19 protein-coding genes are annotated in these 19,488 nt (G+C 67.0%); 5 read left to right on the top strand and 14 right to left on the bottom strand.

The features are described 5' to 3' along the window. Nucleotides 1–781 (bottom strand): AMP-binding protein (locus tag ISS20_RS15230; RefSeq protein WP_291437881.1); only part of this gene is annotated, 781 nt, incomplete at its 3' end. Between the two features lie 743 nt (nucleotides 782–1,524). On the opposite strand from ISS20_RS15230, the gene ISS20_RS15225 reads away from it, so the two are divergent. Further along, entirely contained in the window at nucleotides 1,525–1,986 is a 462-nt protein-coding gene (locus tag ISS20_RS15225; protein WP_291437880.1) for a hypothetical protein, read from the top strand. A gap of 267 nt (nucleotides 1,987–2,253) precedes the next feature. On the opposite strand, the gene ubiD is transcribed toward ISS20_RS15225, so the two are convergent. The 7 genes from ubiD to ISS20_RS15190 form a co-directional block, all read right to left on the bottom strand. Then, nucleotides 2,254–3,741: a 4-hydroxy-3-polyprenylbenzoate decarboxylase gene (ubiD, locus tag ISS20_RS15220; protein ID WP_291437879.1), complete on the bottom strand. Its 1,488-nt coding sequence runs from the start codon at nucleotides 3,739–3,741 to the stop codon at nucleotides 2,254–2,256. A 66-nt stretch (nucleotides 3,742–3,807) separates the two neighbouring features. After that, nucleotides 3,808–4,404 carry a UbiX family flavin prenyltransferase gene (locus tag ISS20_RS15215; protein ID WP_291437878.1) on the bottom strand — a complete coding sequence of 199 codons (597 nt, stop codon included), beginning with the start codon at nucleotides 4,402–4,404 and terminating at the stop codon, nucleotides 3,808–3,810. Next, the gene (locus tag ISS20_RS15210) at nucleotides 4,397–4,810 is read right to left on the bottom strand and encodes a putative zinc-binding protein (RefSeq protein ID WP_291437877.1); all 414 of its coding nucleotides are present in this window, start codon (nucleotides 4,808–4,810) and stop codon (nucleotides 4,397–4,399) included. Before ISS20_RS15210 ends, ISS20_RS15215 begins: the two co-directional genes overlap by 8 nt. Before the next feature lie 2 nt (nucleotides 4,811–4,812). Further along, on the bottom strand, nucleotides 4,813–5,334 hold the full coding sequence (locus tag ISS20_RS15205; protein ID WP_291437876.1) for an SCP2 sterol-binding domain-containing protein: 522 nt from the start codon (nucleotides 5,332–5,334) through the stop codon (nucleotides 4,813–4,815). A gap of 15 nt (nucleotides 5,335–5,349) precedes the next feature. After that, on the bottom strand, nucleotides 5,350–5,970 hold the full coding sequence (locus ISS20_RS15200) for a hemolysin III family protein (RefSeq protein WP_291437875.1): 621 nt from the start codon (nucleotides 5,968–5,970) through the stop codon (nucleotides 5,350–5,352). Between the two features lie 18 nt (nucleotides 5,971–5,988). Then, complete coding sequence (locus ISS20_RS15195; protein WP_291437874.1) at nucleotides 5,989–6,951, bottom strand: U32 family peptidase; 963 nt, start codon at nucleotides 6,949–6,951, stop codon at nucleotides 5,989–5,991. 37 nt (nucleotides 6,952–6,988) lie between these two features. Then, nucleotides 6,989–8,032 (bottom strand): peptidase U32 family protein, encoded by a 1,044-nt coding sequence (locus ISS20_RS15190; protein WP_291437884.1) that lies wholly within the window; start codon nucleotides 8,030–8,032, stop codon nucleotides 6,989–6,991. 255 nt (nucleotides 8,033–8,287) lie between these two features. Here ISS20_RS15190 and ISS20_RS15185 point away from each other — a divergent pair, with 255 nt between their 5' ends. Continuing rightward, on the top strand, nucleotides 8,288–9,481 hold the full coding sequence (locus tag ISS20_RS15185; RefSeq protein ID WP_291437883.1) for an MFS transporter: 1,194 nt from the start codon (nucleotides 8,288–8,290) through the stop codon (nucleotides 9,479–9,481). Between the two features lie 117 nt (nucleotides 9,482–9,598). Beyond that, a complete protein-coding gene (locus ISS20_RS15180) occupies nucleotides 9,599–10,081 on the top strand; it encodes a YidB family protein (RefSeq protein WP_291437873.1) in 483 nt (160 codons plus the stop codon). Nucleotides 10,082–10,130: 49 nt separating this feature from the next. On the opposite strand, the gene ISS20_RS15175 is transcribed toward ISS20_RS15180, so the two are convergent. From ISS20_RS15175 to ISS20_RS15155, 5 genes are all read right to left on the bottom strand, one after another. Continuing rightward, nucleotides 10,131–11,003 (bottom strand): alpha/beta hydrolase, encoded by an 873-nt coding sequence (locus tag ISS20_RS15175; RefSeq protein WP_291437872.1) that lies wholly within the window; start codon nucleotides 11,001–11,003, stop codon nucleotides 10,131–10,133. Nucleotides 11,004–11,153: 150 nt separating this feature from the next. Continuing rightward, the gene (locus ISS20_RS15170) at nucleotides 11,154–12,638 is read right to left on the bottom strand and encodes a M20 family metallopeptidase (protein ID WP_291437871.1); all 1,485 of its coding nucleotides are present in this window, start codon (nucleotides 12,636–12,638) and stop codon (nucleotides 11,154–11,156) included. Nucleotides 12,639–12,708: 70 nt separating this feature from the next. Further along, nucleotides 12,709–13,935, bottom strand: coding sequence for a GGDEF domain-containing protein (locus tag ISS20_RS15165; protein WP_291437870.1), 1,227 nt, complete (start codon nucleotides 13,933–13,935; stop codon nucleotides 12,709–12,711). A 98-nt stretch (nucleotides 13,936–14,033) separates the two neighbouring features. Continuing rightward, nucleotides 14,034–16,097: a methyl-accepting chemotaxis protein gene (locus ISS20_RS15160; protein ID WP_291437869.1), complete on the bottom strand. Its 2,064-nt coding sequence runs from the start codon at nucleotides 16,095–16,097 to the stop codon at nucleotides 14,034–14,036. Between the two features lie 170 nt (nucleotides 16,098–16,267). Then, nucleotides 16,268–17,089 (bottom strand): TIM barrel protein, encoded by an 822-nt coding sequence (locus ISS20_RS15155; RefSeq protein WP_291437868.1) that lies wholly within the window; start codon nucleotides 17,087–17,089, stop codon nucleotides 16,268–16,270. Nucleotides 17,090–17,261: 172 nt separating this feature from the next. On the opposite strand from ISS20_RS15155, the gene ISS20_RS15150 reads away from it, so the two are divergent. Next, on the top strand, nucleotides 17,262–17,666 hold the full coding sequence (locus ISS20_RS15150) for a MerR family transcriptional regulator (RefSeq protein ID WP_291437867.1): 405 nt from the start codon (nucleotides 17,262–17,264) through the stop codon (nucleotides 17,664–17,666). A 72-nt stretch (nucleotides 17,667–17,738) separates the two neighbouring features. Next, entirely contained in the window at nucleotides 17,739–18,389 is a 651-nt protein-coding gene (locus ISS20_RS15145; RefSeq protein ID WP_291437866.1) for an NAD(P)H-dependent oxidoreductase, read from the top strand. Here the strand turns inward: ISS20_RS15145 and ISS20_RS15140 are convergent. Further along, a complete protein-coding gene (locus tag ISS20_RS15140; RefSeq protein ID WP_291437882.1) occupies nucleotides 18,358–19,464 on the bottom strand; it encodes a glycerophosphodiester phosphodiesterase in 1,107 nt (368 codons plus the stop codon). The two genes, ISS20_RS15145 and ISS20_RS15140, sit on opposite strands and share 32 nt — an antisense overlap. Nucleotides 19,465–19,488 lie beyond the last annotated feature (24 nt).

Here is a 19,488-nt window from a genome sequence, read left to right as displayed (position 1 = left end):
CCAGGCGCGGGCCCGGTAGCACCAGCTTGGCGCCGCCGATCAGGGCCGCATAAGGCAGGCACCAAGCGTTGATGTGGAACATGGGCACCACGGGCAGGATGGTCTCCCGCGCGCTGATGCTCAGCACGCCCGGCATGCAGGCCGACAGCGCACTGAGCACCAGCGCCCGGTGCGAATACAGCACGCCCTTGGGGTTGCCGGTGGTGCCCGATGTGTAGCACAGCGCAGCGCCGGTCTTTTCATCACATTCGGGCCACACAAAGCGGTCATGCTGGCCGGCCACCAGTGTCTCGTAGGCCTCGACCCCGGGCACCCCTTGCAGGTCGATGGTGCCCAGCGTATCAGCATCACACAGCGCCACCCAGTGCCGCACGCGGGGGCACGACGCCGCAATGGCGCGCACCAGCGGCGCAAAGGTGGTGTCGAATAGCATCACCTCATCGTCGGCGTGGTTGACGATGTAGGCCAGCTGCTCGGGGTGCAGGCGCGGGTTGCAGGTGTGCATGACCATGCCGCTGCCCGACACGGCGTAGTACGCCTCCAGGTGGCGGTGGTTGTTCCAGGCCAGCGACCCCACCACGCTGCCGGGGCGCAGTCCCAGCGCCTGCAGTGCGTTGGCGAGCTGCCGGGCACGCCGCGCCATGTCGGCAAAGCGGTAGCGGTGCAGGCTGCCATCGGTGTCGCGCGAGACGATCTGCTGGTCGCCGTATTGGTTCTCACCGTGCTCGAGGATGGCCGAGACCAGTAACGGCCGATCCATCATGCTGCCGGGCTGCTGCATTGCTGTTGTCTCCTTGTGGTGTGCGCGGTGCTGCATCGCGGCATCCGTGGGGTGCCGGTGCAGGGCCCTCTATGCCGGGGCTTGCACATCGTCGCAAACAACGCGGAGGGTGCTTGTCGTCTGGGCGACTCAGCCAACCGATCAGGTAGGAAAACGCCGCTCCAGGGACACGAACGGCGATCGCGAACACTACGCCCCGCTGCACCGCTATGGCCCGTAAGGCGGCGAGAAGAACATGCCGGTGACTCTGAATGAGGGCGCATACGACGCTTGGCTCACTGCGCGACCGGAGAGCAAAGGAGTCCATGCACTAGACGCTGGTCGGAAGCTCACTACGAACCCGGTGGAGAACAGGGCGGACAAGGTGCCGAAGGGATGGCCAAATTGAGCCCCGACCGTTGGGGCGAAGCCTTGTGCCCGCCTCGCCGATTTGGCAGCCACCTATCGACCAGGAAGCAAGGGTGATCACTATTTCTCAAAGCAATTCGTCAAGACCCAGCTTGCTCGAACTCGAAAACAGGCCGCTGGAGTTGCTCGCACGCTTGTTCTGTAAAGTTCGCGCAGCTGGCGCTTGCCCGGCTTCGCAGAATTTTTTCTACCTGACAATTCCAACAGTCCGGCGCCCGCAAACTCGGGCTGCAAGCCACCGTCAGGAGAAATCAATGGCCAGAATATCCTGCACGTCCCGGTTCATTTCTCAGGCGCTGCGGGATACACCACTTTAGGCCTCTCGAAATCCCGCAATGAATCGCACAACAGCATTCGGAACTTGGCGCTTTGCCAGCGAGTACCTCAGGGCCGCTGAAGCAGTAGAGGCTGTCGCCAAAAGCGACATGGATATTCCTGCGCCTAGGTACTACCTACTCGGGCATGGCATTGAGTTGGCACTGAAAGCATTCCTTCTTGCCAAAGACGTTCCGCTTGAGGAGCTTCGATCTATGAAGCTGATGGGCCACGACCTTGAAACGGCTTTGGTCCGAGCGGAGGGCCTGGGCTTCTCTGATCTCGTAACTTTTTCTAGTGAAGAACGCGCCGCTGTAAAACTTCTCAATAAGACATACAAACCGAAAGAGCATGAGTACATCACCACTGGCTATGTCGTATGGCCACAAACGACTTTGCTGTTTTCGGTACTGAAAAAGGTGTTGCCTGCTATCAAACCGCTGTGCCTTGAAGCGACGTTGCAAGAGGAACCCAAAGAATGAGTATCGTGCTTGCGGCTGGCCTATGTTCAACCATAGCCGCTACTGTCCCCAACCTAACTGCTTGGTCAAACCGACACCCACAAGCTTCGCACTCCGGTGCGGTTCACCGCCGACGTTGAGGGTCCGCTTTCACCAATCTCCGCGATCCGAAGGTAAGGTTGCGTCAGGCACTCCGTGGCGATCACATATGCATAGGAGGTTCGGTTCTCCCAACTCCTATCAAACCGCCGCCTACCGGACGTTTGCGAGGGCGTCGCAAAGCACTCCTCACAACCCCAACCCTACAAACAGCGCCTCCACCCGCTTCACCACCCCCTCCTCCATCCGCATCGGCCTCCCCCACTCCCGCTGGGTCTCCCCCGGCCACTTGTTCGTCGCGTCCATGCCCATCTTGCTGCCCAGGCCGCTCACGGGCGAGGCGAAGTCCAGGTAGTCGATGGGCGTGTGCTCCACCAGCAGGGTGTCGCGCGCCGGGTCCATGCGGGTGGTGATGGCCCAGATCACATCCTTCCAGTCGCGCACGTCCACATCCGCATCCACCACCACGATGAACTTGGTGTACATGAACTGGCGCAGGTGGCTCCACACGCCCATCATCACGCGCCGTGCGTGGCCGGCGTAGGCCTTGCGGATGCTGACGACGGCCATGCGGTAACTGCAACCCTCAGGCGGCAGGTAAAAGTCCACGATCTCGGGGAACTGCTTTTGCAAGAGCGGAATGAACAGCTCGTTCATCGCCAGGCCCAGCACGGCGGGCTCGTCGGGCGGTTTGCCGGTGTAGGTGCTGTGGTAGATCGCATCCCGGCGCATCGTGATGCGGTCCACGGTGAGCACGGGGAATTCGGCGCATTCGTTGTAGTAGCCGGTGTGGTCGCCATACGGCCCTTCCAGCGCGTGCTGCCAGCCGCTCGCGTGGTGGGCATCGGGCTGGATGTGGCCTTCGAGCACGATCTCGGCGGTGGCGGGCACCTGCAGCGGCACACCCAATGCGGGCGTGACCTCGGTGCGCGCACCGCGCAGCAGGCCGGCAAACTGGTATTCGCTTAAAGAATCGGGCACGGGCGTCACCGCGCCAAGCAGCGTGGCTGGGTCGGCCCCCAGCGCCACGGCCACGGGGTAGGGCTGGCCGGGGTGGGCGGCGCAGTGGTCGGCAAAGTCCAGCGCGCCGCCGCGGTGGGCCAGCCAGCGCACGATGACCTGGTTGCGCGAGAGCACCTGCTGGCGGTAGATGCCCAGGTTCTGCCGCGCCTTGCGCGGCCCGCGCGTGATGGTGAGGCCCCAGGTGATGAGCGGGGCCACGTCGCCAGGCCAGCAGTGCTGCACGGGCAGGCGGGCCAGGTCCACGTCTGACCCTTCCCACACCTCCTGCTGGCAGGGCGCGCCACGCGCCACGGTGTGGGGCGCCATGTTCCACAGGGTCTTGAGCAGTTGGCCCATGCCCAGCATGTCCTTGAAGCCCTTGGGCGCCTCGGGCTCCTTGAGGGTGGCCAGCAGTTCGCCCAGGGCGCGCACACCGCGCAGGTCGGCCACACCCATGGCGCGGGCCACGCGGTCTGTGGTGCCAAACAGGTTGGTGAGCACCGGCATGCGGTGGCCCGTGGGCTGGGAGAAGAGCAGCGCCGGGCCGCCTGCGCGCAGCACGCGGTCGCTGAGCGCAGTCATCTCCAGGTGGGGCGAGACGGGCTCCGCCACGCGACGCAGGTCGCCCGTGGCTTCGAGCTGGGCCATGAAGTCGCGCAGGTCGCGGTAGGCCATGTCAGGTCCAGGATTTGAATGAAATCGGCCGATAGCGCAGGTGTTGATTGCGCTAGCAGCTATAAATTAAGGAGCATTCAGCTCCAGGCCCTGCCACCGAGGCGCGAGGGCGTGCGGCACATCCATGAGGTCGAGCACGCGCGCCACGCTGAAGTCCACCACCTCGCCCACGGTCTGCGGGCGCAGGTAGAACGCGGGCAGTGGCGGGCAGATGATGCCGCCCATCTCGGTCACGGCCACCATGTTGCGCAGGTGGGTGAGATGCAGGGGCGACTCGCGCACCATCAGCACCAGGCGGCGGCGCTCCTTGAGGGCAACGTCGGCCGCGCGCGTGAGCAGGTTGTCGGCCAGGCCGTGCGCAATGGCGGCGAGCGTGCGCATGGAGCAGGGCGCGACCACCATGGCATGGCACTGGAACGAACCGCTGGCGATGGCCGCGCCCACGTTGGCCACGTCGTGCACGCATTGGGCCAGGGCCTCGACGGCGGGGCGGTCCATGTCCAGCTCGTGCTGCAGGTTGCGCCAGCCGGCGTCGGAGACGACCAGGTGGGTCTCGATGCCGCTTTGGCCTTGCAGCACCTGCAGCAGGCGCGCGCCGTACACGGCGCCGCTGGCGCCCGAGATCGCGACGATGATGCGACAGGTGTGGGCAGCTTCAGCCACGCGAGGGCTCCACGGCGGCAGAGCGAGCCAAGGGCTGCGCCTGCTGATCGGCCTCCACCTGCTCCAGCACCAGCGCGGCCTGCACGGGGTCGAAGTCTTCGTGTGTGCGCTTTTTCACGCCGTACTGCTGCAGCTGGTAATGCCGGTCGGCCACGATGCCGTGGCGCGCCAGCGTGCTTTTGACGCAGACCAGCGGACAGCCGTCGAGCGCGATGATGGGCCGGCCCGAACGCACGGTCTTCATCAGGTGCGGCACGTCGCCGCCCACCCCCGCGATGCACGACATCTCGGCCACGCCGCGCCGGTCGAGCTGCAGCGCCACGTGGTTGGCCAGTTGGGCGGCGCTGGAGCAGCCCGAGCAGGAATAGACCAAGGGGTGGTTCTGGGGATGGGTGTCGGTGGTCATGCTCACCCTCCGTTGCGTGGTGTGGGGTCCAGGCGGCGGCGCAGGTGGCCCAGCACCTGGCGCGGCGCCAGCTTGTGGACCCACTGGCGCGGGTCCAGCACGGGCAGCTCGATCGCATCGAGCGCGTTCTTCACCACCAGGCCCAGCTCGGTGTCGCCCTCCATCGACAGGCGGCGACTGAAAAACAGCGTGTCCGGGTCTTGCTGGCGCTGGGCCAGCAGCAAAAAGTCATGGGCTGTGGCGCTCAGCGTCACGTCGGCCACCTGCGGCAGGACCAGCGGGGCGTGGGGGGCAAAGCGTTGGCCCGTCCAGGCAAAGTCGAACGCCACGCGCGCATCGCGCACCTGCACCCGCATCTTCTTGTGCAGCAGCAGCTGGCCCACGTCCGCAGGCAGGTGCCGCGCCAGCGCCAGGTTGAGCGCGGTCACCAGCAGCTGCGAGCCGGGGTAGGCGGGCAGGCGCGCCAGCACGGCACCCACGGGAGCAGGAACGACCAGGGGGAAAGGGAGAGGAGAAGCCGCCATGAGACAGAAGGGCCCTCAGGCCACGTAAAAAAACACGGTGAAAAAGTGGCACACGCTGCCGCCCAGCACAAACAGGTGCCACAGGCCGTGGCCATGGCGCACGCGGTGGTCCAGCGCATAAAAGACGATGCCCAGCGTGTAGCAGGCGCCGCCCGCCAGCAGCCAGGCAAACCCGGCAGGCGTGAGCGCATTCCACAACGGCACCACGGCCACCAACGCCAGCCAGCCCATGAGCACGTAGATGACCAGCGACAACACCCGCGCACCACGCGCCCACCAGATCTCCTGCGCAATGCCCAGCAGGGCCAGGCCCCACACCACGCCCAGCAGCGACCAGCCCCAGGGCCCGCGCAGCGACACCAGCGCAAACGGCGTGTAGCTGCCCGCAATCAGCAGGTAGATGCTGCAGTGGTCGAGCTTTTGCAGCACGGCCTTGATGGTGCGTCGGCGCACGCTGTGGTACGCGGTGGAGGCGGCGTACAGCGCCACCAGCATGGCGCCGTAGATGCTGAACGCCACCACCTTCCACGGGTCGCCCATGCGCGCCGCGAGGGTGATGAGCACGGCAGTGCCCGCCGTGGCGAGCAGGGCACCCACCAGGTGGCTGATGCTGTTGAAACGTTCTCCGGGGTACATGGGTGATCTGCCTTGTCGTTACGGGTGCATGGCGGGCCGAGCGGCTGCACCGCCCGCCGCGCCATGCAGCCCCTGCTCCAGCCCCGGGCGCCCGAACCAGTAGCCGTTGCAGGGCAGATCGGGCATGAAGGGCTGCATGCGCTCCACATAGTCAGGTGCCTTTTCGGCAGCATCCTCCGCAGCCACGGCGCGGCGGGCTTCGTCAAACGCGGCAATCACCTGCGGCATGTGCTGGGCCTGCGGGCTCAGGCGCACCACGTCCACGCCTTGGGCGCGCATCGCGGCCAGTTCGTTGGCCAGGTTGTAGACGCGGGCCGACTGGGTCTGCGTGCCGTTGAGCACCAGAAAACCCTCGCTCTCGCGCGTGTGCAGCGGAAGGCCGTCGGCGTGTTGCAGGCAGCTGAACTGGCAGTCGTCCTTGGGCAGGTTGCGGTGGCGGGCGGTGAAGCAGCGCGCCGAATAGGCCAGGGGCATGCGGCCGTAGGCAAACACCTCGGTCTCGATGCCTGCGGGCCGCTGCGTCAGCACAGCAGCGAGCGCGTGCTGCGACATTTCAAGCGGCATCACCCAGCGCGTGGCGCCCAGCTGCGCCATCCATTGCAACGAGGGCGCGTTGTACAGATTCAGGTGCGGCCCGGCCACAAAGGCCTGTGGCCCGCCCGGCGCGCGTGCAAGGCAACCCACGGCGCCCATGTCATTGGCCTCGACCCGAAACTCGCCGTTGCCCGTGACCTTGTGCATCACCCCCACATCGGCGCTGGACTCGATGAGCACCTGGCTGGACAACACCGCCTCCTTGCCCGCGTCCTGCAACATGCGCGCCAGCGCCAGCCAGTCGGCCAGGCGCAGCTCATGGCGGCGCGAGCACACCGTCTCGCCCAGGTACACCACGTCCACGGGCGTGGCGGCCATGGCCTCGTAGAACGCGAACACGGTGTCGCGGGGCCAGTAGTACAGCAGCGGGCCGAGAGAGAGTTTCATGGGGCGGTTTCTGGGAGGTTGTCGTTGTGGAGAAGCACTACTTCCAGGGACGGTGATAAGCGCCCAGCGTGTGCTGTTGCCCCTCGGCCACCTGGTCCAGGCTGGCCATCCAGCGCGTCTTGGGTGCGTAGCGGTGCGGGTAGGCCAGGCACTGGTCCATGGCCTCGCGCCAGACCTGGGTGACCTGCGCTACATAGGCGGGGCTGCGCTGGCGGCCTTCGATCTTGATGGCGCGCACGCCCATCTTGAGCAGCTGGGGCAGCAGCTCCAGCGTGTTGAGGCTGGTGGGCTCTTCGATGGCGTAGTAGTTCTCGTCATCGCCCACGTCGAAGCGGCCCTTGCACAGCGTGGGGTAGCCCGCGTTCTCGCCGGGCGCATAGCGGTCGATGAGCACACCGTTCAAGCGCGACTCGCGGCCCTGCGGCGTCTCTACCCAGCGCACGGCCTTCGGGGGCGAACACACGCCGTGCGTGTTGGGCGATTCGCCGGTCACATACGACGACAGCGCGCAGCGCCCCTCGACCATCACACACAGGCTGCCAAAGCCGAAGACTTCGATCTCGACCGGCGTGCGGTCGATGACCTGGCGCACCTGCTCCATCGACAGCACACGCGGCAGCACGGCGCGCACGATGCCGAACTGCTCGCGGTAGAAGTTGATGGCCTCGTAGTGGGTGGCCGAACCCTGCACCGACAGATGCAACCGCAGCCGGGGGTGGTGCTGCACCGCGTACAACATGAGTCCCGGGTCGGCCAGGATGACGGCGTCCACGCCCAGGTCCACCGCCTTGTCCAGCGCACTGCGCCACGGCCCTGGGTTGGTTGCCTGCGGGTAGGTGTTGAGCGCCATGAAAACCTTGCAGCCGCGACCATGCGCATGGCCAATACCCTGGGCGATGGCCGCCTCGTCAAAGTTGAGGCCCGCGAAGTTGCGCGCGTTGGTGGCGTCGCGCAGGCCCAGATAGACGCAGTTGGCACCGTGGTCCACGGCCGCCTTCAGGGCGGGCAGGCTGCCTGCGGGGCAGACGAGTTCCATGGCGGGCGAGGCAGGCTCCAGGGCCGCAGGCAGCGCGGCCTCCATCGATTTCAGGGGTTCCATCACAAACATTCAAACGCTGGCCCCGGTGGGGAGCCACAGCACTGGGCGCCACCATACGGGGGTCACCCGACGCATCCGCTGATCTTCATCAACGGCGGTGCACAATGCTGGAGCAAAGCAGTCGGGTTTTGACGTGCCCCCTACCTTCGCGGCCCGCCACACTGCCGTCCGGCCTTGACTTGCATCTATGCCGCCACCCCTTACCGCCCTTCTGCCCGCCCCGAGCGCTGCCCTGCCGTGAACAAGAACCTGTGGTTGCTGGCCCTGTGCCAAGGCCTTTTCCTCACCAACAACGTTGTCTTCATTGCCATCAACGGCCTGGTGGGCCTGCAGCTGGCGCCCTTTGGCTGGATGGCCACGCTGCCGGTGATGGGCTACGTGGTGGGCGGGGCGCTGTCCACCCCGCTGGTGGCGCGCACGCAGATGCGCTGGGGCCGCAAGGTGTCGTTCCAGATCGGGCTGGCCGTGGCCGTGGTGTCGGCCGCTCTGTGCGCCTGGGCCGCGTTCAGCGCCAGCTTCTGGCTGCTGTGCACCGCTACGCTGGTGGCGGGCTACTACAGCGCCAATGGCGGCCTGTACCGCTTTGCAGCGGCCGAGCTGGCGGCCCCGGATTACCGCGAGAAGGCCGTTTCGCTGGTGCTGGCCGGTGGCCTGCTGGGCGCGGTGGCGGGCCCCAACCTGGCCAGCGCCACGCGCACGCTGTTCCCGGTGCCGTTTGCGGGCGCCTATATCGCGCTGATCGGCGTGGCACTGTTGTCCATGCTGTGCATGTCGGCGATCCGGTTCGAGGCGCAGCCTGTGGTGCTCAACGCTGCGGGGCAACGCGAGCAGGGGCGCCCCCTGACTGTGCTGATGCGCCAGCCCGCCTTCATCGTGGCCATTGTGGGCGCCGCGCTGGGCTATGGCGTGATGAACCTGCTGATGGCGGCCACGCCGCTGGCCATGCAGGTGTGTGGCTTTGACTTCGACGCCTCGGCGCTGGTGCTGGAGTGGCATGTGATCGGCATGTTCGCGCCCGGCTTTGTCACCGGCCACCTCATCAAGCGCTTTGGCGTGTTGCCCATCATGGGCACGGGGGTGTTGCTCAACCTGGCCTGCGTGGCCGTGGCGCTGATGGGCGTGGAACTGCACCACTTCGGCATTGCATTGTTCTTCCTGGGCGTGGGCTGGAACTTTCTGTTCACCGGCTCCACCACACTGGCCATGACGGCCTACCGGCCCGAAGAGAAGGACCGCGCCCAGGCAGCCATCAACTTCTGCGTGTACTCCACCCTGGCGCTGAGTGCGTTTTCATCCGGCGTGCTGGTCACCACACAGGGCTGGACACTGCTCAACGCCGGGTCGCTGGTGCCGATTGTGGTGACGGGGCTGGCGCTGGCCTGGCTGGGTCTGCAGCGCAAGCAGGCTGCACGCGTGGCCCCCGGCCCGTGAGCTGAGAAATTCACGATCGTTGACATTGCAGCATCGAGCGGTGTGCGTACCATCAGCCATGGCTATGGCGCCATTCCCCGGCGCTGCCATTTTTTATTCCCTCTGCAGGAGAACACCATGGGTTTGCTCGATTCCGTTCTGGGTGCCGTCATCAACAACGCGTCGCAAGGCGGCAGCGGCGCCGCTGCATCCGGTGGGGCCGGAGGTGGCCTTGGGGGGCTGATCAGCATGGCCGCACAAAACCCGCAGCTGGTGCAGGCCGTGATGTCACTGATCAGCAACGACGGCCCGGTGGGTGGCCTGCCAGGCTTGATGGCCAAGTTTCAGCAGGCGGGGCTGGGCAATGTGATTGCGTCGTGGCTGAGTGCGGGACCCAACCACGCAATCTCGGGCGAACAGTTGTCCAACGTGCTGGGCAGCGGCCCGCTGTCGCAGATCGCTGCGCAACTGGGCGTGGGCCCCAGCGCAGCGGCCGGGCAGCTGGCCCAGGTGTTGCCGGGCTTGGTAGACCAGCTCAGCCCGCAGGGCCAGGCGCCCCACGGCGGGTTTGGCAATACCAACGACCTGCTGGGGATGCTCGGCGGTTTGCTTCAAAAATGATAGCTACTGGTGCTTTCTGCACGAGCGCTACCGGCTGTTTTTCTTGAGATCAGCCCGCCAAAGGGCAGCGCCGCACCAGCCATTGGCGCAACAGATCAAACACCGGAGCGGCCAGCTCGGTGCTTTCGTTGAACAGCTCGTGGAACAGGGGCTCAAAGCAATGCGAATGCACCACGGCCTTGGGCGCGGCCACAGCGAACGCGCGGCTGCCAGCGGGGTGCACCAGCTTGTCGCTGCCCGCCCACATCAGCAGCGTGGGCACGCTCCAGTGCGCAGCGCGGGCCACGGTGGCAGGGCCACCATCGGCGATAAAGCGTGCCAGGCGCGCGCTGATGCGGTCATGGCACAGGGGGTCGGCCAGGTAGGCCGCCACCACGGCCTGGTCGTGCGATAGGTACTGCGCATCCAGCCCATTGCCCACACGCAGGTTGGGCGCGATGCGCGGCAGCGTGGCCAGCAGCAGCTTTTGCACAGCGCCCAGGCCTGCATCGAGCGCGGGGGATGACAGCACCAACGCATCGACCGCCCGCAGGTGCAGGGACACAAACCGCGAGGCCACCAGCCCGCCCATGCTGTGGCCCAGCAACACCAGCGGCTGGCCAGCAGGCATGCGTGCGCGCGTGGCGTCCACCAGGTCCGCCAGGTCGTCCAGCAGGCGCATGTCCGACGTGAGCCCGCCGCGTGGCCCGGCTGATTCGCCATGGCCGTACTGGTCGTAGCCCCGCACCGCAAACCCCCAGTCGTTGAGGCGGCGGGCCAGCGCGTCATAGCGGCCTACATGCTCGCCCAGGCCGTGCACCAGCAGCACGGTCCCCCGGCAGGGTTCGCCCTGCAGCAAGGGCCAGTCCTGCACGGCCAGGTTCTCGCCATCGCTGGCGGTAAAGGTGGTCAGGGTCGAGGGGATCAGTTCATCAGGGTTCATGTCGGGCGGGACCATCAGGGCATGGTGGGCAGCATACCCGGCAGGGCTGAAAACCCAGCGCAAAAAATGGACAACACGCGCTGGGCGCGCCATGGGCCGCTCCGAGGCCCATCACCGCCCTAGTCGCCAGGTCTGCGTTGCGGGGGGACTTCAGGCAGAGGCAGCAGCCTGCTGCTGGGCCATGGCCGCCATCACATGGGCCACCGAGGCGGTGAGGCGCTTGGCGTAGGGAACGTGCAAAAACTCGTTGGGGCCGTGCGCATTGCTCTTGGGGCCGAGCACGCCGCACACCATCATCTGCGCGGTGGGGAAGCCTTCGCTCAGCATGTTCATCAGCGGAATGGTGCCGCCCTGGCCGATGTAGCCGCAGGGCGCACCAAAGTGCGCCTGCGAGGCCTCGTTGAGCGCCTGCTCGAACCAGGGCGTGGTGGCCGGGGCGTTCCAGCCTGTGGCACCGCCGCCGCTCTGGAAGGTGACCTTGGCCTGGTAGGGCGCGTTGTCTTCCAGCAGCGCCTTCAGGTCCTGCACGGCTTGCGCGGCGTCCACCAGTGGGGGCAAGCGCAGGCTGAGCTTGAAGGCGGTGTAGGGGCGCAGCACGTTGCCCGCGTCCTGCAGGGCCGGGAAGCCCTCCGCACCGGTGACGCTGAGCGTGGGTTCCCAGGTGCGCTTGAGCAGGGCCTGCACCGGGTCGGTGGTGGTGGGCAGTGCAAACGTGGTGGAGCCGCCGCAGTCGTAGTGCGCCCACGGGAAGCGGCGGTACACCTCTTCGCCCAGGATGGCTGCCGTGGCGCGGGCCTGGGCCAGGCGGTCAGCGGGCACTTCGCAATGGAAGCTCTGGGGCAGCAAGCGGCCGGTGGCGCTGTCTTCGAGCCGGTCGAGGACCTGCCGCATGATGCGGAAGGACGAGGGCACCAGGCCCGAGGCGTCGCCCGAGTGGATGCCCTCGGTGAGGATCTCGACCTTGAGCGTGCCGCTGGCCATGCCGCGCAGGCTGGTGGTGAGCCACAGCTGGTCGTAGTTGCCGGCGCCCGAGTCCAGGCACACGACCAGCGCCACGTTGCCCATGCGGGGCTTCAGTGTATCGATGTAGGGCAGCAGGTCGCGCGAGCCGCTTTCTTCGCACGTTTCGATGAGGCCCACGATGCGCGGGTGGGGCACATTCTGGCGTTTCAGTTCCTGCACGGCGGCGATGCTGGCGTACACCGCGTAGCCGTCATCGGCGCCGCCCCGGCCGTAGAGCTTGCCGTCTTCGTACTTGGGCGTCCAGGGGCCGAGGTCGCTGCGCCAGCCCGAGAACTCGGGCTGCTTGTCCAGGTGGCCGTACATGAGCACGGTGTCGATAGCGCCGGGCTGGGTGGCGGCGATCTCGAAGAACAGCACGGGGGTGCGGCCTTCGAGGCGCACGATTTCGAGCGTGAGGCCCTCGACCTTCTGCGACTCCACCCAGGCCGCAGCGTTGCGCACCACGGTGTCGAGTAGGCCCAGCTCGGCCCAGTCGGCAGCGAACGTGGGGGACTTGGCAGGGATGGCGATGTAGTCGGTGAGTTGGCGAACAATGTCGCTGTCCCAGGCCTGGCTGACACGCTGCAGGGCAAGCTCAGGCTGAAGGACTTGGGAGGGCACGCGGGCGTTCATGGTGGGGCTCCTGAAGGCGGAAGGTGATCAATCCGCCATTCCAACACAACGCCCCGCCGTGCGCCATGGATCAATACAGAGACTCGGGCAGGGTCTCGGGATTGGCCTGGGCCGCCAGCTGGGCATTGGGGCGGCGCAGACCCGTGGCCACCTCGACGCGGTTGCGGCCGTTGTTCTTGGCCTGGTACAGCGCGCGGTCGGCGGCTGCGATCAGCATGTCCCAGCTGTCGCCGGAATCCAGCCGTCCACCAAACACCCCAATGCTCACCGTGACGGCGATGCCAGGGCCCGGCACGCTTTCGACAGGGCAACGCGACTCCTCGACCGCCTTGCACAGCTCGCGCGCCAGCTGCTCGGCCCCCACCAGGCCGGTGTCGGGCAGCAGCACCATGAACTCCTCGCCCCCGTAGCGGCCCACCAGGTCCTGCGCACGCACGCGATGGCGCAGCACATTCACCACACTGCACAGCACGCGGTCACCCGCCGGGTGGCCGTACTGGTCGTTCACATCCTTGAAGTGGTCAATGTCCACCATCATCAGCGCCATGGGCTCGCGCATGCGCTGTGCGCGGGCCACGTCTCGGTCCAGCGCCGCGATCAGCGAGCGGCGGTTGGCCACACCGGTGAGCGGGTCCAGCGCGGCCAGCACGCGGTTGTTTTCGTCGGCACGGTCGCGCGACATGAACACAAAACCCACCGAGCTGACGAGCACCACCGAGAACGTGGCCAGAAAGGTCAGGGTCTGCAGCGCGCTGCTTTGCAGGATGTTGGTGGCCTCGGAGTGCGTGCTGATAGCCACCAGCGCACGGCCACCCAGTACCAAGGCCTCCAGCGACAGCCCCGCCACCAGCAGCCACTGCCCGCGCCCCACGGTGGCGTGCCGGTGCGACAGCGCCGCCAGCAGCGCCCACACGGCCTGCAGCCCGATGACCAGGCCCACAAAACTCACCCGTGCCGGAAAGTTGTCGATGAACACCGTGACAAAACCCAGCACCAGCAGCGGCGGGGCCAGCAGCAGCGACCAGCGCACCGGCCGCCCCTGGAACTGGTAGACCGCCGCAATCATGCCCACGAACACGCTGGACAGCATCAGATTGCCGAGCACGATGGACAACACGTCGGGGATCAGGCCCCGCAGCATGATCAGCAAGTGGCCAATGGCGTTGACCAGCAAGGCCGCAGCCCAGCGGCCCAGGCCATCGCGCCTTCGCCCCCACCCCACCACGGCCATGGAGGCCGCCATCATGAGGGAGCTGGCAATGATCATTGCCAGCATGGTGGGGACGTGGGCGGCCATGGGTGCAGGTGGGCAGGGTATGAAGCGAGTCAGACCAGCATAAACCAAGGGCCAAAGACCGCAAACCGTCGGAGGACCGCCCCTACCGGTGGCGAGCCCTATTGCAGCTGGGCGGGGGCCCGGGCGCCACTGCCGGGGGCGTGTTGCCCTTCACCTTCGCCGGTCTGCGCCAGGGGCGCAGCCAGAGCCGCGCGCTGGGAGTAGCCCAGGCCACCGCTGGCCGCCGTGCCGTCACCCCGCGAGAGTTTGAACACCTGTACCGCACCGGCCAGCCGTGTGGCCTGCTCGCGCAGGCTTTGCGCAGCGGCGGCGGACTGCTCCACCAGCGCGGCGTTCTGCTGTGTCATCTGGTCGAGCTGGTTGACGGCGGTGTTGACCTGGCCGATGCCGTCGGACTGCTCGTTCGATGCGGCCGTGATCTCGCCAATGATGTCGCCCACGCGTTTGACCGAGCCCACGATCTCGTCCATGGTGCTGCCCGCGTTCTGCACCAGGCGCGCGCCCGATTCCACACGCTCCACCGAGGCGCCAATCAGCGCCTTGATCTCGCGCGCCGCCTCTGCGCTGCGCCCGGCCAGGTTGCGCACCTCGCTGGCCACCACGGCAAAGCCCCGGCCTTGTTCACCCGCACGGGCAGCCTCCACCGCAGCGTTGAGCGCCAGGATGTTGGTCTGGAACGCGATCGAATCGATCACGCCGATGATGTCGGCGATCTTGCGCGAGCTCTGGTTGATGTCGCCCATGGTGGTGACCACCTCGCCGACCACCTGGCCACCGCGCGCGGCCACGGCAGCGGCGGTGCTGGCCAGCTGGTTGGCCTGGCGCGCGGCGTCGGCCGACTGGCGCACGGTGGAGGTCAGGTGCTCCATGCTTTGCGCCGTCTGCGCCAGGCTGCTGGCCGTGGCCTCGGTGCGGGCCGACAGGTCCTGGTTGCCGCTGGCGATCTCGGCGCTGGCGGTGGTGATGCTGTCCACCGCATTGCGCACCTGCTGCAGCATCTGCGTGTAGCGCTGGCGCATGCCCTCGACCTCCTGCACCAGCGCACCGATCTCGTCGCGCCGCGTGGTGTGAAAGGCCTCGGTCAGGTCGCCCTGCGCCACCAGCGTGATGGCCTGGGTCAGATCCTGCAACGGACGGCTCACGCCCCGGCGCAGCATCACAAAAAGGCCGATGGCCAGCAGCACCACCGCCACCGCCATCAGGCCCCACACGGCCAGCGTGACGCGGCGCTGGCTGGCCATGGCCTCGCCGTCGGCCACCTCGGCCACCACCCACCAGCCGCCGCTGGTCTTGCGCACCAGCGCCCAGGGGTTCTCGGCGCCGGTGCCCAGCACGTCTGCGGCCTCGCGCACAAAGCCGTCTTGCGACGCGGCCAGCGCTTCAAAGAAGGGGCGCGCCTGCGGGTAGGCCTCCAGCACGCGCTTGCCGCGCGCCGTGGGGTGGTACACAAACACCGCCTTGTCGAGCGAGGTGCCGGGGTTGATCACGTAGGTGCCACCATGCTCGAAGAATTTGGTCTGCGTGACCTGCTTTTGCAGCATCGCATGGAACACGCTGATGTCGCTGCCGATGAACAGCAGCGCAACCACCTTGCCCGAGGCGTCCTTCGCAGGCAGGTAATGCCCCATGTAGGGCTTGCCGCCCACTACGGTGACGCCGGTGTAGGGCTCGCCCTTGGACACGGTGGCATAGGCCGGGTCGTCTTTGCCCAGCGGCGTGCCCTGCTGGCGCTCGCCCTTGTCATTCTTGACAGAAGTGGTGATGCGGACGAAATCATCGCCCTTCTTGGCGAACACCGTGGCGATGCCGCCGGTTTCGTTGGCGAATTTGTCGACCGAACCATAGTCCTCATTCACCAGTGCGCCGTAGCTGCGCAGCTCGCCCGAGGCCTCGTCGAGCTGCATCGTGGCCTCGAAGTAGCGCTGAAAGCCCTTCATCGTCAGTTGCACCAGCTCGCGGTTGGTGTTGTCGGCCGCGTCCAGCGACTGCGCCACGCTCTGCGCCGTATCACCCACGCTGGCCACCACCTGGGCGCGGGTGCTGCGCTCGGTCAGCACGGCAATCGCCAGCCCCACCAGCACCAGCACCAGGGCCACCAGCGCAATGGCGGTCAACGTGACCTGGCGCGCGACGGATCGGTTGTTGGCAAGGGATGCGGGCATGCGGGGTGTCTCCTGGAATTGAATGCGCAAAGCAATGCACAAAGGAATGCAAAAGCCGACTTGGCCGGTCTGCTTTCACTCTAAGCGCAGCGCCTTGTTACATTTATTCACGCATTCCCTTACGCATTCGCGCGTACTGGAACTGCCTGGTAAAACGATTTATGCCGGTTTTACGCGCGGCTGCGCAGGGCCACGTCCCGCCAGCCGAGCCCCTGCGATGTCCCCGCCGCTGGGCTGTATTCGCAACCCACCCAGCCCGTGTAGCCCAGGGCGTCGATGGTGTCGAGCAGAAAAGGGTAGTGCAGCTCGCCACGGTCGGGCTCATTGCGTGCGGGCACGCCCGCCACCTGGATGTGGGCCACGCGGCCCGTGGGCAGGTAGCGCTGCAGCTTGCAGTGCAGGTCACCCTCCACCAGCTGGCAGTGGTAAAGGTCCATCAGCACCTTCAGGTGTGGCACCTGGGCCGCGTCGAGCAACTCGTGCGCGTGGTCCTGCCGGTTCAGGAAATAGCGCGGTACATCGCGCAGGTTGGTGGGCTCGATGAGGATGTCGCATCCTGCGCGCCCGGCCTGGTCTGCCGCCCAGCGCAGGTTGCCCACGCACAGGGCCTTGAGCGATTCGCGCTCCACCCCCGGCGGCACAGTGCCGCACAGCAGGTTGATAAACGGGCAGCGCAGTTGCTCGGCATATCGCAAGGCCTCCAGCACACCGGCCCGAAACTCCGCCTCCCGACCCGGCTGCGCGGCCAGGCCGCGTGCGCCGAGCTCCCAGGCATGGGCCATGTCGGCAGGCTCGACGCCGCCCGCCGGGGCGTTGAGCACCACCAGTTGCAGGCCGTTGTCCTGCAGCCGGGCAGCGATCTCGCGGGAGTCGAAGGCGTAGGGGAAGTGCAGCTCCACCGCCCGGAACCCGTCGCACGCCGCAGCGGCAAAGCGGTCGAGCAACGGCAGCTCGGCATACATCAGTCTCAGGTTGGCGGCAAACTGGGGCATGGCGGGCGGTGGCAAGAGGCAACTTCAAAGGGCCGCAGCTTATCGTGTAGCCATCGAGCCCATCGCCCGCCCAAAGCGCCGTGGAGCCAGAGTTTGTGCCAAATTCGCCTCTAGCGCCTGTTCCATTTGCCTTTGCAGCTATACATTCGATAGCAAACCTCAGGATCATCCCATGCGCATCGGAGAACTCGCCCACCACACCGGCACCACGCCCAAGGCCATCCGGCTGTACGAGTCACGGGGCCTGCTGGGCACGGTGGCGCGCGCAGGCAGCTACCGCCACTATGGAGAGGCCGATGTGGCCCGCGTGTTGCTGATACGCCGGGCCCAGGCGCTGGGCTTTCGGCTGTCGGAGCTGAACGGGCTGCCCCACATCGACACCGCCGCTGGCTGGGACCGCGTGGCCCAGCTGGTGGCCGGGCGGCGGGCCGCCGTGGCGCACGAGCTGGCGCGCCTCACAGCGCTGGACGCACAACTGGCCGGGCTGGAAGCCGAGCTGCACACCTGCGACACGCTGGCAGTGCCCGTGACGCCCCAGGCCTGCACGATGGGCAGCGCGAAATCCGTACCGCCTTGACCCGACCGCTTGACTCTGCCCCATGGGGCAAGGTGACCATGGCGCCATCAACACCACCGTGAGGGAGCGTCTGTGACAGAGCAGCAAAACATTTTGGTCATCCTGGGCCACCCCGGCGCCAACAGCCTGTGCGCGGGCATGGCGCGCGCCTATGCCGACGGCGCGCAGCACGCCGGGGCCACGGTTCGGTTCCTGGACGTGGGGCAGCTGGCGTTCAACCCGCTGTTTCAGGGCTACGGCGCCGACCAGCCACTGGAACCCGACCTGCTGGCCGCGCAGGCCGACATTACCTGGGCGCACCACCTGGTGTGGGTCTACCCGATCTGGTGGGGTGCCATGCCTGCGCTGCTCAAGGGTTTTATCGACCGCACGTTCCTGCCGGGCTACGCCTTCAAGTACCGCAAGGGCTCATCGCTGTGGGACAAGCTGCTGGCCGGCCGATCGGCCGAGCTGCTGGTGACCATGGATTCGCCACCCTGGTACTTCCGCTGGGTCACGCGCATGCCGGGGCACCACCAGATGAAGAAGGCCATCCTGGAGTTCTGCGGCATCCGGCCCGTGCGGGTGCACAGCTTTGGCCCCGTGCGCAGCGCCAGCGCCGAGCAGCTGGCGCTGTGGGTGGAGAAGGCGCGGCAACTGGGGCTGCGCCAGGGGGCACGCGCCGCACAGGGACAACCGCGCCCGACGCCGGTCACTTCGTCGCCGTCATCGCCTTCGCGGTGAAGGCCTGCACCGCAGCGCGGCCCACCGCCGAATCGTCGGTGAAGAAGCCATCGATGCCTGCGCGCAGGTAGGCCGTGATCTCGGCCACGCTGTCACCGCGCACGGTGCCATCGGTGGTGGGCGCCTTCTTCAGGCCGGCGGGCAGAAAGGCGTTTTCAGGCCGCAGCGTCCAGATGTGCACGGCCAGCCCGGCGGCATGGGCTTGTGCGACCAGCGGCGTGGGATCTCCGGGCACACCATCCTTCACCGGCACCACCAGCGTCTTGAAGGGGCCGATGGCGTTGGCATAGGTGGCCACCTGCTTGAGGCCGTCGGGAGTGATCAGGTCGGCATAGGCGCGCGTGTTGGCCGCGCCCTGCGCCACAAAGTCATACGGCCGGCCCGATGGCGCCACCAGCTGCACCAGGCGCACGCTGCTCTGCTTGCGGATCGCCTGCAGGTTGCTGACCTCGAACGACTGCACGAACACGGGCGCGTCCTTGTGGTTCCAGCCGTTTTTCTCCAGCACGGCCAGCAGCGGCGCCTCCAGCGGCAGGCCGATGGACTGGAAGTAAGTGGGATGTTTGGTCTCGGGGTAGATGCCAATGGTGCGACCGGTCTTGGCCGTGGCCGCCTTGGCCAGGTCGATCACCTCCTGCAGCGTAGGCACCTCGAACTGGCCGTTGTAGGCCACGTTGGCCGGGCGCTGCGCGGGGATGCGCTCGCGGGCGCGCAGGGTCTTCAGCTCGGCCAGCGTGAAGTCTTCGGTGAACCAGCCGGTAATGGCCTGGCCGTCGATGGTCTTGGTGGCCTTGCGGCCCGCGAACTCGGGGCGGTCCACCACGTCGGTGGTGGCTTCCTTCACGGAGCCATCGGCGCCCAGGATGGCAATGGCGTTCTCGTGCCGCGCCACCAGCACGCCGTCCTTGGTGATCACCAGGTCGGGCTCGATGATGTCGGCGCCGTCGTCAATGGCCTTCTGGTACGCGGCCAGCGTGTGCTCCGGCCGCAGGGCCGATGCGCCCCGGTGGGCAATGACGGTGGGGGTGGGCGGCCAGGCCTGGGCGACGGCGCCCAGCGCCCAGGTGGTCAACAGCGCGGCAGCGGTCACGGCGCGCAG

Source organism: Acidovorax sp., from assembly GCF_016783915.1.
In the GTDB taxonomy this organism is placed as follows: domain Bacteria; phylum Pseudomonadota; class Gammaproteobacteria; order Burkholderiales; family Burkholderiaceae_C; genus Acidovorax.
Note: the sequence above shows the minus strand (reverse complement) of the source record. Positions and strands in the feature narration are given on the sequence as shown.

Coding starts and splice junctions, on each gene's coding strand:
- ISS20_RS15200 (WP_291437875.1), bottom strand. CDS start 5,970: ATGTACCCCGGAGAACGTTTCAACAGCATCAGCCACCTGGTGGGTGCC.
- ISS20_RS15180 (WP_291437873.1), top strand. CDS start 9,599: ATGGGTTTGCTCGATTCCGTTCTGGGTGCCGTCATCAACAACGCGTCG.
- ISS20_RS15210 (WP_291437877.1), bottom strand. CDS start 4,810: ATGACCACCGACACCCATCCCCAGAACCACCCCTTGGTCTATTCCTGC.
- ISS20_RS15205 (WP_291437876.1), bottom strand. CDS start 5,334: ATGGCGGCTTCTCCTCTCCCTTTCCCCCTGGTCGTTCCTGCTCCCGTG.
- ISS20_RS15175 (WP_291437872.1), bottom strand. CDS start 11,003: ATGAACCCTGATGAACTGATCCCCTCGACCCTGACCACCTTTACCGCC.
- ISS20_RS15225 (WP_291437880.1), top strand. CDS start 1,525: ATGAATCGCACAACAGCATTCGGAACTTGGCGCTTTGCCAGCGAGTAC.
- ISS20_RS15165 (WP_291437870.1), bottom strand. CDS start 13,935: ATGGCCGCCCACGTCCCCACCATGCTGGCAATGATCATTGCCAGCTCC.
- ISS20_RS15195 (WP_291437874.1), bottom strand. CDS start 6,951: ATGAAACTCTCTCTCGGCCCGCTGCTGTACTACTGGCCCCGCGACACC.
- ISS20_RS15190 (WP_291437884.1), bottom strand. CDS start 8,032: ATGGAGGCCGCGCTGCCTGCGGCCCTGGAGCCTGCCTCGCCCGCCATG.
- ISS20_RS15155 (WP_291437868.1), bottom strand. CDS start 17,089: ATGCCCCAGTTTGCCGCCAACCTGAGACTGATGTATGCCGAGCTGCCG.
- ISS20_RS15170 (WP_291437871.1), bottom strand. CDS start 12,638: ATGAACGCCCGCGTGCCCTCCCAAGTCCTTCAGCCTGAGCTTGCCCTG.
- ubiD (WP_291437879.1), bottom strand. CDS start 3,741: ATGGCCTACCGCGACCTGCGCGACTTCATGGCCCAGCTCGAAGCCACG.
- ISS20_RS15160 (WP_291437869.1), bottom strand. CDS start 16,097: ATGCCCGCATCCCTTGCCAACAACCGATCCGTCGCGCGCCAGGTCACG.
- ISS20_RS15150 (WP_291437867.1), top strand. CDS start 17,262: ATGCGCATCGGAGAACTCGCCCACCACACCGGCACCACGCCCAAGGCC.